Genomic DNA, 14811 nt, shown 5'->3' with positions numbered 1-14811 from the left:
CTGTTGGCCTTTTTGCTAAAAGCCAACAGCTAACAGTTACGCTCCCTAAATCCTCACCGGCTTACCTTGCTTCAAACTCTCAATAGCCGCAAAGGTTGCCTTCGTTGTATTCACAATTTCATCAAATGGAATTAGTGGCTCTCCGCCTTCTTTCCAGCGTTTGGTTAGGAGCTCGAATTGCTTGTGGTGGCCTTTGTCTTGTTTGGTTTTGAGGATCTTACTGGTAAAGCCGCCTCCGAAACCGTAGCCGTCCAGACGGCGAAAGTTGTCGAGGATGAGGTTGTTGCCCTGGTAGTACACTTCCACCCGTTCTTTGGAGTAAGATTTGTTGCCGTTGGCAAAGTAGTTGATCACGCCGAGCGACCCGTTTTCGTATTTCAGGTGGATGGAGGCGTTATCGGTGTTTTCTTTGGGATCGGTGCCCATGGCCTGCATGCTGACTTCCATCACTTTGGAGCCGGTCAGGTAGGTGATCAGATCTACATAGTGACAGGCTTCGCCGACAATGCGTCCCCCACCGGATTCCAAATCGTGAACCCATACATCCGGTGGAATATGTCCGGCATTCATGGTAGCGATGACATTCATGGGGCCCGGTCGTTCACCAATCAATGCTCTCATTTTCTCGGCATGGGGTGAGAAACGGCGGTTGAAACCAACCGTCACCGTACTTCCTGTTTCTTCCACTGAGGAAATGATCTCATCCAGCTCTTCCGGTTTCAGTGCCAGCGGTTTTTCTACAAACACCTGCTTTCCGGCTCTCAAGGATTGAATCGTCATTCCGGCGTGCAGGTTGTGTTGAGTAGTTATAACCACCCCATCCACTTCCTCATCACTTAACACTGCATCCAAATCCGTAGTGCTGTTTGGTATCTTATATTTTTTGGCAAGAGTGGTAGAAGAAAGACCACCAGAACTCACGACATATTTCATGGAAGCTCCAACCTTATCCAATGCTGGCAAAATCATCGCTTGCGTAAAGTTTCCAGCCCCCACGATCGCAATCGTGCCTTTTGAAGATTTATAACTCGGACTCGAAATCGAAATCGTTCGCCGTTGTATGTTGGATGTTCCTTGTTCGATGTTCGAACCCGGGTATTCTAAAATAGAAGCTATGCTATTCCCTCTCCCCATATCCCCATAGATCTCCAAATAATCTTCCAATTTCACCCTTTCGGTGATCAGGGATTGTACATCCAGGCTGCCGTTTCGTATGGCTTCCAGTATGGCTTCAAAATTTCGCTTTTCGGTCCAACGTACAAAAGGCAGTGGGTAATCATTTCCGCGCTGCTCGTACTCTTCATCATAGCGGCCGGGTCCATAGGAACAGCTTACCTGGAAACTCAGCTCTTTCTCATAAAAATCTGCCCGGTCGATGTCCAGGCCCACAACACCTACCAGCACAATTCGCCCGCGCTTGCGACTCATATTGGCGGACTGCTTGATCACATCATTGGATTTGGTACTAGCGGTAATGATCACCGCATCCGCTCCTACCTGACCGGTAAATTCTTCCATGAAGCGAACCGGGTCTTGCTTGCCGGAATTGACGGCGGTGATGCCATAACTTTCTGCCCGTTTCAGCTTATCTTCATCGAGATCAAACCCAACTACCTTGCAACCGTTAGCTTTGAGAAGCTGGGCTGTAATGAGTCCGATAAGTCCCAAGCCGATTACAGCTACCGTTTCACCCAACGTAGGCTGAACCAAGCGAATACCCTGTAAACCGATAGCGCCAACTACAGTAAAGGAGGCTTCTTCATACGAAACGCCTTCTGGGATCTTAGCCACCAGGTTTTTGGGGACCGCTACATACTCAGCATGATTGCCGTTGGATACCACCCGGTCTCCGGGACTGAATTCCGTTACGCCTTTTCCCACTTCAACCACCTCACCGGCCTGACTGTAGCCTAACGGCAAGGGCGTTCCCAACTTACGAAATACCGCCTCCAACGTGGGTTGGATACCATCGGTTTTCATTTTATCAATTACTTGTTTGACTTTCTCAGGCTGTGATCGTGCTTTATCTAACAGATTGGCCTGTCCAAAGCTGACCAGCATTTTTTCTGTTCCCAGGGAAACAAGGGTGCGGTGGGTTTTGATGAGCACTTTACCGGAACCGACTCGGGGTACAGGTACTTCTTCTAAAATAGTGTCGCCGGATTTGAGGTCTTGGATGATTTGTTTCATTTATCTTTTTGTGACCTGTTTTAATACGTCAAAAGTTCTTTTCATTACTTCTTTATTGCCTATAGTAATCCGAATCATGTTTTCTAACCCTTCCATATGGCTTCTATTTCTAACATAAATATTCTCTCTCTTTAGCTGCATAAGAACCTGCTCTGGATTTGTAACTTCCACCAAAACAAAATTCGCCTTGCTACCATGGGCTGTTATTCCATGCTTCTTTAGATTATGTAGAAACCATTTTTTTGATTCATTGACCTTTTCTACATACGCAGTCACATATTGAGAATTATCAATAAGCACTTTACCTGCTATTTGAGCAAACATAGAGATATTCTTCCCATTTCTAATTTTATTGATATGCAATAAATTTGCACGATTAGAGACAATATATCCCAATCTTAAACCTGCTAAACCGAAAGCTTTTGAAAATGAACGAGCAACAACTATGTTTTCATAGTTTTCAACTAAAGAAACCGTAGAATGTGATTTGCCTAAAAATTCAATATATGCTTCGTCAATAATAAAAAGGGAATCTTTAAATTTTATTAATAAAGACTCTATTTCATCTATAGAAATATGATATCCAATAGGATTATTTGGATTGTTTATATAAATAAGTTTTGGAGTAAAGTCTAAGCTTTGAAATTTCGTTGATAACCCATCAATGTCTTTATCCATAGGATTAAAATAAATATTATAGATTTCAGCACCCGTGGATTCAATATATACCCTAAAATTATCATAAGAAGGAACAACAGATACTACTTTGTCGCCTGGTCCACAATAAGTTCTAGCAACCGTTTCAAGTGCTACGTCTGATCCTCCAAATACAGATATATCTAGTCTTGAAACATTTAGATAGTCACTTAATGATTCCCTAAGATCCGCAGCCTCTACATCAGGATACCATTTTATGGCACCCTCATTATTCTCTATGAAATCTATTAGTGCCTTTTTTACTATTCTATGTGATTCAACAGATTCGTTCCAATCCAGTTTTAAACTTTTGGAATTATCTTGAACCCGCCATACTTCCTGTGAGGTCACATTATAGGCTTTCAAATCCTCAATAAATTTTACAGGCTCAATCATTTAACTGGGAATATTTAACTTTTGAATTTGTTTTATTTAAGTTCTTAAAATAAATTTTTGGGTAAGTAAAGAACTTTTTAATTGACTGTCTTAATTTGAAAGGCACAATTTTTTTCCCCCTTTTAATAAGTGTGCTATTTCTTAAACCAACAAAGTATTTTTTTTCATCGGACCTTTTCACAACAGTTTTACCTGTCTTAATTTTTAGCAGCTTTGGGTTTTCTTGAAGTATTAAACCCCTTATGTCTTTGTTGTCTTTTTGATTATAAGCATTAAGGTAATATCCTATTTGCCAAGGTTTGTGTGCATCACTCCCAGCAACTAATCTTAAATCATACTTCTTTGAAATTTTTTTTATTTCATTACCATATTTTTCTGAATCCCACCCACCATTGTACAATTCGATAAATGAAGAATTGAGTAATAATTTTTCAACAGAATCATTTTGCAGAGAATATACATCAAATACACCCGATTCCTGCTTAAATGGATGTGGGATATAAAGCAAGCCATTTTGTTTCTTCACATATTCTACTAATTCTTCAAGAGAAAGATTAATTTTACATTGATCTATGAACAGACCAATTATGTGGGCACCTTTATCTGTTGTAAATTCACAACCTGAAATAATTTTGATGTTATTTTTTTCAAAAAGTCTATAAACTTTTTGTGGTATTTTAATAACATCGTGGTCAGTAAATGCCACGGCATGTATGTTTTTTAATATACACTGCTTTAATATTTGGTTATAGCTATTATACCCATCAAAAGATTTATGAGTATGAAGATGAAAATCTATATTAATCATCTAATTCAATCGATTTATAATGGGGTTCTTCTTTCCCTCGCCTGAAAGGATAAAGTCACCGGATGTATCAATATTTATCTTCATGTCTTTACCAAATCTCTTAAGCATCTTGTTTCTAAGCGTATCTAATACCTCATCTGTAATATTGGTTCCTTCAATCTTAAGTATCACTTCTTGTTCTTTTTCTTGAACAAATTGAAATGAAACAATCCCATCAAATTTGTACATCATAGTATAAAGATTCACACTAGGTATTTCCCTTCCATCATCTCCAAATAAGAAGTCATCAGATCTACCTTTAATTGATTTAATTAAAGGTAATGTTCTTCCGCATGAACATTTATTTTGATCTTCAACTACAGCTACATCTCCTGTATCATATCTTATTAAAGGCATTGCATAATTATTCAAATTGGTGGCAACAATCTTATATTCGCCTTTATCAAGACTTGAATCTTCTATTAACTCACAATATCCGTATTCTGAGTTAATATGCATGCCTTCATGTGCTTCACATTCTGTAAATACAATGGTAGCTTCTGCTTGACCATACCAGTCAAATACTTTAGTTCCAAAAACAGATTCAATTTTTTCTCGGTAATGAGGTAAAAGTGTTTCTGAAGCTGTTAATATTCCTTTGAGTCCATCTAATTTAATTTCATATTTCTCAGCCATTTTAGCCAAAATATATAACGAGGATGGGTACCCTCTTAAGAATTTAGGTTTCCAATCCTTGATCTTATCTAAATAAATTTTAGAATTTTTAGCGTTTAAATGATATGCAGAGAAGAAGAGAAAATTCCGCATTCTTTCATATTTCCATAATCCTTCATCTTCGCCTTCAGGCACATATGACCTTATGATAGCCATTTTATCACGGAACTTATATCCAGCCCATTTCCAATGACGCCAAACTATTCCTTGCTCTACAATCCATTGATTCTCACTTACATATGAAACAAATTTATCCCCGGTTGTGCCACTGGTTCTGAATTCAAGAGAAGTATCAGAGTAATTAGGATTAATCAAGTTTGACTGATTCTCTCTTGCCGTCTCCTTGGTAAGGATGGGAATTTTTTCCAAGTCATCAAGAGAATTAAAATCCGAATTAGGATCGAATCCAATTGACTGAAATAAATCTCTGTAAAATTTTATTTCATTGAATGATTTTACAAGTAGTATCTTAATTTTCTCAAATTGCAGTTTCCTAATGCTTTCTTTATCGAGATACTGTGTCTTTTTTAAAGTATCATCATAAAACCTAATACCCTTGTAGGTCAATAAAAGATCTTTTAATAAATTCATAATTTAAAACTTCGTTCTTGTATTTCTTTTTAGTTATGGTGATCAATATTATTTTTAAAGTTCAATATTTGATCATCTATTCTTTTTTGTGACTCAAGTAGTAGGTTGAAACCATTTTCAGCTAATTTATTACGCTTATCACTGGATAATGAGCTCACTTTGTTTAAAGCTTTTTTTAATCCTGATAATGATTCTTTTGGAAATTTAATACAATGCACTTCGTCTTTAAACTGATCAAATAGTGGAATATCAGAGCAAATGATTGGCGTTTTGGAGTTTAGGTAAGTATTGTAATGTATGCTACTATTTGAGTATGAATGTCTATATGGCAAAACAACAAAAGAAGCCTCACTTATCAATTTCATGAATTCTTCGTCAGAAAGGTATTTATCAATTAATTTGATACCTGAATTTTCAATCTTTTTTACTCTACTTTTCGTTTCATCAGTTATCTGTCCAGAAATAATTAAATTATACTCTGTTTGCAGATCTTTATAAGCATCAATTAATAAGTCTAAGCCTTTTGATGGTCGGTCATGACCTATAAATAGAAAAGATTTCTCTTTTTCGAGATTATTACTTGGATAATGGTGAAACCATGGGAAGTTTATTAAAGAATACATGGTTTTGATATTGAGTCTTTCAACTAAAGTAATCTGAGAGTGCTCATTATGAAATATCAGATGATCTGAGTTAATGAAGACGTAATCTCGATACTGTTCTCTCCTATCATAATGACTGGTAGCATCATGCACCACAGAAGTGATATGAATTTTTGTAAGACTGCATAACTGTATAAAATATTTATCAAGTCTAAGATTAGTAACCGGATTATTGATTATATATCGAATACCTGATTTCTTTAAAATTAAGAAAGTGGTTAGGTAAAAGAATATAAGCTCAAAATATCTTATTGGTTTCCGTAAGAACGAGTCTTTTAAAATACTATCAGTAAAAGGATAGCCTAATTCGTGAACTTTAACTTCTTTCTCATGATCAAAATCGTATTGACTATGGACAAACACAGTTACATCAAAGTGTGGACTTAACTTATCTACAAATTGTTTGGTGTATGAGCCTGCATTACCCTGTGAACCAAGATAAATGAACCCTAATTTCTTGTTAGTAGCCATTAGTTTTTTCTATATCTACTATTATAAATAGTATAAAGTATTTTGTTAGGTATAAATGTCTTCAAAAGTGAGTTAATAGTTTGTTTTGCAATAATTAATATAGTTTTAAACGAGCTGCAATATTTATAACGCAAAAGATACTCCTCCTTCAATCTATTTGGCTTATAAATTCTATCATCTGATACTCCTCCCATCTGCATATCGGCAAGTACTTTATTTGTATATTTAATTTTAACACCATAGTGAAGAGCTCTCAATATAAATTCATAATCAGCCGTAATTTTTAAATCTAAATTATATACCCCAATTTTATCAAAAACCTTCATTGGTACAAATGTAGAAGTGTGATTAATAGGCATCGTATAAAACTTATTTTCTAAACTTTTTTGATTAAACCTGACGGTATATACTATTTCACCTTTATCATTAACTTTATTCATTGCACCGCTGTAAATAATATCGTTGCGGCTATTATTTTCATTATACAACTGAATAATATCTTCTACTGCATCTGAATGAAATGAATCACCCGAATTTAATAGCCCTATCAATGTACCATTTGAGACTTCTATAGCTTTATTCATTGCATCATAAATTCCATCATCTTTTTCCGATATGAAGATTGAAATCTCTTTTTCGTATTCCTTAATAATGTCAATTGTGCTGTCCGTTGATCCACCATCAACTATAATGTATTCAATGTTCTTATATGTTTGATTTAAAACACTCTCTATAGTCTTTCTTATACCAGTTTCATCATTATATACTACGGTATAAATTGATACCAATGGTTCAGTCATAAAATTTTCTTTTCTTAAGGTTCAGAAATGTCATTACAATAAGCAATGAATACCCCATCTCCATCAAATATGGTCTTTGCAGTAGTAGGAGCAGCAAGATTAAATACTTTTCGTTGCGATATTTTAAGGTGTAATAAAATAACAATAGCAGCAAAACATAGTAAGGCCAACTTATCAAAATACCATTGTAGTAAATCGGGGTAACAAAGCTGGAGGATACATCTACTTCATTTACCTTATTGACACTTTGACCAAACATGAAAATATTAGCATCAACTCTATTTAAAAAATTTTCAATTTGCTTAGACCGGTTGTCACCAGCCAATTCTCCATTTTCTATCTCGAATCTATTAATAATAAATTCAAAATCTTTTAGATTACTATAGTTTTGGATTAAAATAATACCCAATAATGCTACTGCAATAATTTTGTAAATCGATTTCTTATTTCTTATTGAAATTCCTCCATAGTAGACAACCAAGATTATTAAGTTCGCTACACTGAATGTCAATAAACTAAGAATATTGATTGTATTTATTAGTTTATGATTTTTTTTATAACTATTGGTCAAAACTACTAACCACTGCACGAATACCAATGCTCCGGGTTCATCATATATTCCTGCAACTCTAATTATATCCCCTATTCTACTATTCGTAATAGTGAATAAATATTTATAAATATGATTGTATTCTCGACCAACATTTCTTATCACTTCTGTATGATTATTTCCCCCAAAAGCATACAAGAAATCTATTGCAGATAGAACGTATATTATTAAAATTAGTATTAATGATTTACGGAAAAAGTTTTCCGAAACGTTCTTTTTAATATAATAAACAACAAAAACTGACAATGGGAACCATAGATTTCTATTGATAAGCTGTATTTCATTTTTACCAAATGCCACAATAACAATAGATGCCAAACAGATAAAAGATAAAATTAAATAACCTTTTTTGTTTTCACCATCTAAAACTGCATAGTACGTTATCAATAGAATAGTGATTGAAAAATATACTATTATACTATTTAAAAGAAATAGATTAACATAAGTGGACCATGATATTAGTACATAAAACAGAATGAATATCTCGAAATTTAAGGCCTTACTGTATTTCACAAATGATCTATTTGTTTGCTTTTTTAATTATGCTTTCGTAAAGCCTAATATATTTACTTGCAATAATGCTGACATCATAATTTTTCAATGCTTTATTCCGGGCAGATTTAGCTAGCAAAATATTATCAGCATCATTTAGAATCCATTCAATTCCCTTAGCTAAATCAGTCGGATTGTATGGTTCAGCTAAATAACCTGTTTTTTTATGGTCTATCATATACTTAGGACCTGTAGCATTAAACGCCACTACTGGTGTACCACATGCCATCGATTCTGCGATTGTTTTTCCAAATGCTTCCATTAAGCTAGGAGCAACAAACACATCAGCGGCAGAGTATAATAATCTGAGTGAAATTGAGTCATTCAAAAAACCAAAACTGCTATATTCAAAATTTAATTTTTCCACGATATTTTGGTTTAGGTTGCCAAAAAAAATTAAATGTACTTTATGAGGGTCAAGGCTTTTTAATGAATCAATAAATTTATTAAATCCTTTGTAATAGTCTCCTGGATTTTGAGCACCTACTAGTATTAATTTTTTATTTGTATCAATTTTCAACGCCTTTTTTGAAAAGTCTCTATCAACTGGGAAAAACTCATCACAATCAATATTATTAAAAATTGATTTTACAGCTTTGTTATTAAATAATTTACTTTCATTAAGCTTTTCACTTATCCAAGGGCTTATGCCTACGGCTGTAATATTTTCAGGAATGTATTTTGATTTTCTCTTCCACACATATTTTGACAGATCATTTTCATAGGAGCTTCCAAGCTGGGGACACTGACCACATCCTGTTGTATATCGATTACAACCCATACTGTAATGACAGCCCCCGGTAAATGGCCACATATCTCGAACCGTCCACACAATGGGTTTTTTTACATGATTAAGATGTTTCATATTTACAAAACCATCATTTATCCAATGCAGATGAATAATGTCAGCTTTTTGATATAACTCATGTTTTGTAAAATCATACCCAAAGATACCAGTACTGAATATTGTTTTTTCTTTATTTCTATATAACCTTGTTGGCAGGTTATCTATTTTCCCCCTGATAGCTACTTTGATCCAGTCAATTTTACTGTTATTAATTGTTACGATAGTTGGATCATTAAATGTAACTCTTGAGTTAGTTAATATTTTTGATTGAATACCTTGATTTAGATTTAACAAGCCCTTATGTAATATATATGCACCCTTGGCAGCCCCCCCATTTAAATTACCTGCAACAAGATGAGTTACATTAATCATGAATTAAATCTAATTACTATTAATATTACTAATTTTTGATGTTTTAAACTTGGCACGCATCTTATCTATTTTTTAAAATGCTATATATCATTTTCGAATCTTTTCGAAAGATTGTCCATCCTAATAAAGTTAATATTATTAACACTGAGATAGGCATTACAAATAGCCAAATTAGTTCGCTTTGATCATTTATAACACTTACAATTAAGTGCATTATTGCAAAGCATAAAACACTTGAAAATAGTATCCTTCTATTTTCACTGAATAGTTCAAATACCGTTCTGTTAACTAGCTTTACAGCATAATGTAATTGAGGAACCGCTGTCCCTATTATTGCTAAAACTACACCATAAGCTACTCCTTCTAAACCCCAAAAAGCTCCAGTTATAACACATCCTAAATAAATAGGAGTAGTGACTAAACTAATTTTTAATGCTAATTTTGTTTTGCCTGTAGCATTAAATAAGGCACCAATTGATTTAGCTGTCGGCAAGATTAAACCCACCAGCGCCATTATTTTTATTATTGGAATAGCTCTAGACCATTGTTCACCAAGTACATTCATTACAAAACTATCAGCGGCAAAATAAATTGATAATGACATAAAAACTGAAAGTATCAGTATTCCTTTTGTAGCATTAAGGTAAGCATGCCATAACTTATCAATATCATGGTTAACCTTCGAGAATGACGAAAACAGAACTTCACCCATTACCCCGGTAATTTGATTTCCAGGTAAAACCATAAGTTGATAACTTTTATTGTAAATCCCCAGGCTGGATGAACCCAAAACTTTTCCGACAATTATTGTATCGAGATTGTTTTTTGCATACCCCAAAATATTATTCCCTAATAATGGCAAAGAGTAATTCAATAAATCTTTCATCCTAACCCAATCAAACACTTTTTTAGGTTTCCATTCCGAAAACAACCAAAGTAATAACGAATATAGTGCTGTCATCAACAATAATTTTCCTATCAAACTCCAAACACCGTATCCATTATATGCCATCACAATGCCAATGATGCCAGATAGTATTAATGCTATGATTCTCGCTAAAAATAAACTTTTAAAATTCAGTTCTTTTTTAAAGAGTGCAATTTGGACGGGAGTAGTACTACTTATAATAAAATTAAAAGCAATAAAATAAGTAATTATGGTAAGAATCGGTTCACCATAAAAATTTGCTATGAGGGGTGCTGAAAGTACAAGTAAAACAGATAACAAAATACCGATTCCAATATTGGACCAAAACATTGAGCTTTTGTCTCCCTCTGTTATTTCTTTTGTGTAAATCAAGGCAGCCCCCAGCCCACTATCTATAAATAGATTTAAAAAACCGGTAAATACCGTTACCATTGCTACTAATCCAAAATCTGATGGCATTAGTAACCTCGCCAAAACTATTCCGAATATAAGATTAATGCCTTGGGCTAAACCCTGATCCAGTGATGTCCATTTAAAACTACTTAAAGTTTTCTGCTTTAAGCTCATAACCTGTAAATCAAATCTTTTTTAAACACACTTAAAGCTTTTTTCAAATGATCTTTAATACCTGGCTTATAAATTCTATCTAGTTCCCTACATTTTTCAAATATGTTTCTACTTATTTTTTTTCTTTCAGAAGAATAAATTGATTCGATTCGATTTAATATTTGACTAGAATTTTTACGCCAATCCAATCTTTTACACGCATCTCTTCTTGCAGTTTCTTTGTGTTTTTTCAAGGTTTCAGGATTATCTATATAAGATTGAATAGCCTCGATTAGCTTTTTTTTATTAATTAAGCTTTCAGCCCAATAATACCCATCATATCGACCCAGGTACTTTGCAACGTCAACTGTTTTTCCATTAAAATTATCTTTTACAAATTCATTCATAGGTGCATTATTTGTAGTTATAACAGCTAACCCGGAACTCAATGCTTCCGGCACTGTAAGTCCAATTCCATCTAATCTTGATGGATACAAATAAACATCTCCTTGATAGAACGGAAAGGGGTCAAATGTACCTGTTATAAATTTGACCCTATTGTCAGATTCAATCAGACTCTTGAACTCATTTGGAGTTTCTTCATATCCAGACTGACTATAAAATTGGAGTTCTGCATCACCCTCTGTTTGCAAAAAAGCTTCAAGCCCGATAATTGATCCCCTTCGATCTGCATTCTTAGTAAGTTGCCATCCAGCGCTTATGACAAACTTAACTAAACCTCTTTGCTCTGTATATTCGGGTTTAAACTTCTCAATATCAGTACCCCAAGGAATATAAAATGCATTTTCATGCCAATTAAACACTGAAAAATGTTTTTCAGTGTTACATATTAAAAAATCATAAATTTCAAAAGCTGGTACGGTCTTTTGAGTATAGTAATCTATATAAGCCCCAATACAATATCCGTGTTTTTTTGCTTCAATTACTGGCTTCCAATAGCGTTGCTCATTAAAAAAAACGACATGGATTGATTTTGAGTCTAGCCATTTCAAAAAATGTCGTACGATAATATCGCCGTTATGTAAAGGAGCCCAAGTCACAGAATCATCATCCCAGTTTTTATCGCCACTCATCGTTTTACCACCACGTGCATAAATAAAAACATTTGCCCCTTGCGCCTCTAATGAGTCACGATATGATTTTGAAACATAACCTGCACCTGCCGGAAACCAATTAGTAACTATTGCAATATTAACCATTTTTGGATTCTATTTTAATATGACTTTATATATAGCAGATTTATTTGGTTTAATAATTCTGCAATACTTTAATAATTTTATCAGTAGCAGTTCCATCCCCATATGGATTGGATGCTTTACACATTGACTGATATAATTCTTGATCAGTTAATAATTTAGTTACGTTGTTAATGATTTTTTCTGAATTAGCTCCAACTAACTTTACTGTACCTGCATCTACAGCTTCAGGCCTTTCAGTGGTATCACGCATTACCAAAACAGGCTTACTCAAACCTGGAGCCTCTTCTTGGATTCCTCCAGAATCGGTTAAGACTATGGTTGAAAGTTGTAGTAATTGAACAAATGGAAGGTATTCAAGTGGCTCAATGAAGTAGATATTTGATTTATCTTGTTCAAGAAAATTTTCTCCAAAATTTTCTTGAACTGAATTCCTAACATTTGGATTCAGATGAACTGGGTATACAAAGTCAACATTTGGAAATTGACTACTCAAATATTTTATAGCTGAACAAATATTATCGAAACCTTCTCCAAAATTTTCTCTTCTATGACCAGTTATCAATACAATTTTACGCTTTCCATCTCCCCACGATTTTAATAATGCTTTGCTTATACCATTATTCATAAAGACCTGCGAAATTTCTTTAAATAAAGTTTCATTATTTTTTATTTTATTGATAACCCATTGTAAAGAGTCGATCACAGTATTACCCGTAGTAAATATATTTTCTTTTGATACGTTTTCATGTATCAGGTTTTCTTTACTCTTTTCTGTTGGTACAAAGTGAATTGAAGCTATTCTACCTGTAATTTGTCTGTTTATTTCTTCTGGCCATGGACTATATTTATCATAAGTTCTCAGTCCAGCTTCAACATGTCCAACAGGAATTCTTTCGTAATAAGCTGCTAAAGCACCAACCATAGATGTCGTGGTATCACCGTGTACTAGAACTAAATCATAACTTTGAGTTTTTAATATTTCTCTTAGACCTAACAATACTTTTGATGTTACATCATATAAATCTTGTCCATGTTCCATAATGTCCATATCATAATCAGGTTCTAAATCGAACAAATTTAACACCTGATCTAACATCTCTCGATGTTGGCCTGTTACACATAAATCACAATCAAAGTTCTTGTTATTTTTTAATTTTTTGACCAAAAGTGCCATTTTAATGGCTTCTGGTCTAGTTCCAAAAATCACCAATATCTTTTTAGACATTTCTTTCTCTTTTGTACTTTCTTTTGTTATTCGGCTTGATTTAATACATTATATCCAGCCTCTTTCAAATCCAAATCCTTCTGAAACAGCTTCACATCACTTTGCACCATGTCTTCCAGCAATCCCTGCAGATCGAACTTCGGTTCCCATCCCAGTTTTTCTTTGGCTTTGGTTGGGTCGCCGATTAGTAGTTCTACTTCGGTAGGGCGGAAATAGCGAGGGTCGACTTCGATTAAGGTGTTGCCGGTTTCGAGTTGCGGGCTGCGGGTTGTTTGCCCTGTTGCCTTTTCGTACTTGGTTTCGTCTATTGAGTCAATAATACCTTTTTCTTCAACGCCTTCGCCTTCAAATCTCAATTTGATGCCTACTTCGTTAAAGGCCGCGGTTATGAAGTCGCGTACTTTGGTGGTTACACCGGTGGCAATAACGAAATCTTCGGGTTTATCTTGTTGTAGCATGAGCCACATGGCTTCTACATAATCTTTGGCGTGGCCCCAGTCGCGCTTGGCGTCCATGTTTCCAATAAACATTTTGTCTTGCAGACCCAAGGCAATCTTAGCAGCAGCCCGAGTAATTTTACGGGTAACAAAAGTCTCGCCCCGCAATGGAGATTCATGATTAAACAAAATGCCGTTGCAAGCATACATGTCGTAAGCCTCTCGATAATTAACTGTTATCCAATAACCATATAGCTTGGCCGCAGCATACGGTGAACGAGGATAAAAAGGAGTTGTTTCTGATTGAGGTACTTCCTGAACTAATCCATACAATTCAGAAGTAGAGGCCTGATAAATGCGGGTTTTCTCGGTCATACCTAGCAACCGCACCGCTTCTAAAATCCTAAGAACTCCCAAGGCATCTACATTTGCGGTGTACTCCGGAGTATCAAAGCTTACCTGTACATGACTCTGTGCTGCCAGGTTATAAATTTCATCCGGCTGGGATTCCTGTATAATACGTGTCAGATTCAGCGAGTCGGTCATATCACCATAGTGCAGTACGAGTCGCTGATCTTTTTCATGCGGATCCTGGTAGAGGTGATCGATCCGATCAGTATTAAACTGAGAAGCTCTTCGTTTTATACCGTGAACGATGTACCCTTTATCAAGCAAGAGTTCGGCGAGGTAGGCGCCGTCTTGCCCTGTTATTCCGGTTATCAGTGCTACTTTTCCTTTACTCATTG

12 protein-coding genes are annotated in these 14811 nt (G+C 34.9%); all 12 read right to left on the bottom strand.

Annotated features, from left to right (window positions below; translation table 11 throughout):
• Nucleotides 1–45 precede the first annotated feature (45 nt).
• Entirely contained in the window at nt 46–2190 is a 2145-nt protein-coding gene (locus CL667_07040; GenBank protein MAL17449.1) for a dehydrogenase, read from the bottom strand.
• Nucleotides 2191–3282, bottom strand: a complete 1092-nt coding sequence (locus CL667_07035; protein MAL17448.1) for a hypothetical protein — start codon at nt 3280–3282, stop codon at nt 2191–2193.
• Nucleotides 3275–4090, bottom strand: coding sequence for a hypothetical protein (locus tag CL667_07030; GenBank protein ID MAL17447.1), 816 nt, complete (start codon nt 4088–4090; stop codon nt 3275–3277). Before CL667_07030 ends, CL667_07035 begins: the two co-directional genes overlap by 8 nt.
• Nucleotides 4091–5395 (bottom strand): hypothetical protein, encoded by a 1305-nt coding sequence (locus tag CL667_07025; protein ID MAL17446.1) that lies wholly within the window; start codon nt 5393–5395, stop codon nt 4091–4093. It abuts the gene before it with no gap.
• Between the two features lie 29 nt (nt 5396–5424).
• Nucleotides 5425–6528: a hypothetical protein gene (locus tag CL667_07020; GenBank protein ID MAL17445.1), complete on the bottom strand. Its 1104-nt coding sequence runs from the start codon at nt 6526–6528 to the stop codon at nt 5425–5427.
• Nucleotides 6528–7328 (bottom strand): glycosyl transferase, encoded by an 801-nt coding sequence (locus tag CL667_07015; protein MAL17444.1) that lies wholly within the window; start codon nt 7326–7328, stop codon nt 6528–6530. Before CL667_07015 ends, CL667_07020 begins: the two co-directional genes overlap by 1 nt.
• Complete coding sequence (locus CL667_07010) at nt 7321–8451, bottom strand: hypothetical protein (protein ID MAL17443.1); 1131 nt, start codon at nt 8449–8451, stop codon at nt 7321–7323. Before CL667_07010 ends, CL667_07015 begins: the two co-directional genes overlap by 8 nt.
• 7 nt (nt 8452–8458) lie before the next feature.
• Nucleotides 8459–9706, bottom strand: coding sequence for a glucosyltransferase (locus CL667_07005; GenBank protein MAL17442.1), 1248 nt, complete (start codon nt 9704–9706; stop codon nt 8459–8461).
• Between the two features lie 64 nt (nt 9707–9770).
• Nucleotides 9771–11204: a hypothetical protein gene (locus tag CL667_07000; GenBank protein MAL17441.1), complete on the bottom strand. Its 1434-nt coding sequence runs from the start codon at nt 11202–11204 to the stop codon at nt 9771–9773.
• A complete protein-coding gene (locus tag CL667_06995) occupies nt 11201–12403 on the bottom strand; it encodes a hypothetical protein (GenBank protein MAL17440.1) in 1203 nt (400 codons plus the stop codon). The genes CL667_07000 and CL667_06995 overlap by 4 nt, the downstream gene beginning before the upstream one ends.
• Nucleotides 12404–12452: 49 nt before the next feature.
• Nucleotides 12453–13628, bottom strand: a complete 1176-nt coding sequence (locus tag CL667_06990; GenBank protein ID MAL17439.1) for a UDP-N-acetylglucosamine 2-epimerase (non-hydrolyzing) — start codon at nt 13626–13628, stop codon at nt 12453–12455.
• Nucleotides 13629–13654: 26 nt separating this feature from the next.
• Nucleotides 13655–14809, bottom strand: coding sequence for a GDP-mannose 4,6-dehydratase (gmd, locus tag CL667_06985; GenBank protein ID MAL17438.1), 1155 nt, complete (start codon nt 14807–14809; stop codon nt 13655–13657).
• Between the last annotated feature and the right edge of the window lie 2 nt (nt 14810–14811).

Origin of the sequence: Balneola sp. (assembly GCA_002694685.1) — a bacterium.
GTDB lineage: Bacteria > Bacteroidota > Rhodothermia > Balneolales > Balneolaceae > Gracilimonas.
The sequence above is the reverse complement of the archived record's forward strand: the minus strand, read 5'-3'. Positions and strand labels throughout refer to the sequence as shown.

Excerpts from the sequence above, each read along its gene's own strand:
- CL667_07015 (MAL17444.1), bottom strand. The coding sequence starts at position 7,328 with ATGACTGAACCATTGGTATCAATTTATACCGTAGTATATAATGATGAA.
- CL667_06990 (MAL17439.1), bottom strand. The coding sequence starts at position 13,628 with ATGTCTAAAAAGATATTGGTGATTTTTGGAACTAGACCAGAAGCCATT.
- CL667_07000 (MAL17441.1), bottom strand. The coding sequence starts at position 11,204 with ATGAGCTTAAAGCAGAAAACTTTAAGTAGTTTTAAATGGACATCACTG.
- CL667_07040 (MAL17449.1), bottom strand. The coding sequence starts at position 2,190 with ATGAAACAAATCATCCAAGACCTCAAATCCGGCGACACTATTTTAGAA.
- CL667_07035 (MAL17448.1), bottom strand. The coding sequence starts at position 3,282 with ATGATTGAGCCTGTAAAATTTATTGAGGATTTGAAAGCCTATAATGTG.
- gmd (MAL17438.1), bottom strand. The coding sequence starts at position 14,809 with ATGAGTAAAGGAAAAGTAGCACTGATAACCGGAATAACAGGGCAAGAC.
- CL667_06995 (MAL17440.1), bottom strand. The coding sequence starts at position 12,403 with ATGGTTAATATTGCAATAGTTACTAATTGGTTTCCGGCAGGTGCAGGT.
- CL667_07020 (MAL17445.1), bottom strand. The coding sequence starts at position 6,528 with ATGGCTACTAACAAGAAATTAGGGTTCATTTATCTTGGTTCACAGGGT.
- CL667_07025 (MAL17446.1), bottom strand. The coding sequence starts at position 5,395 with ATGAATTTATTAAAAGATCTTTTATTGACCTACAAGGGTATTAGGTTT.
- CL667_07030 (MAL17447.1), bottom strand. The coding sequence starts at position 4,090 with ATGATTAATATAGATTTTCATCTTCATACTCATAAATCTTTTGATGGG.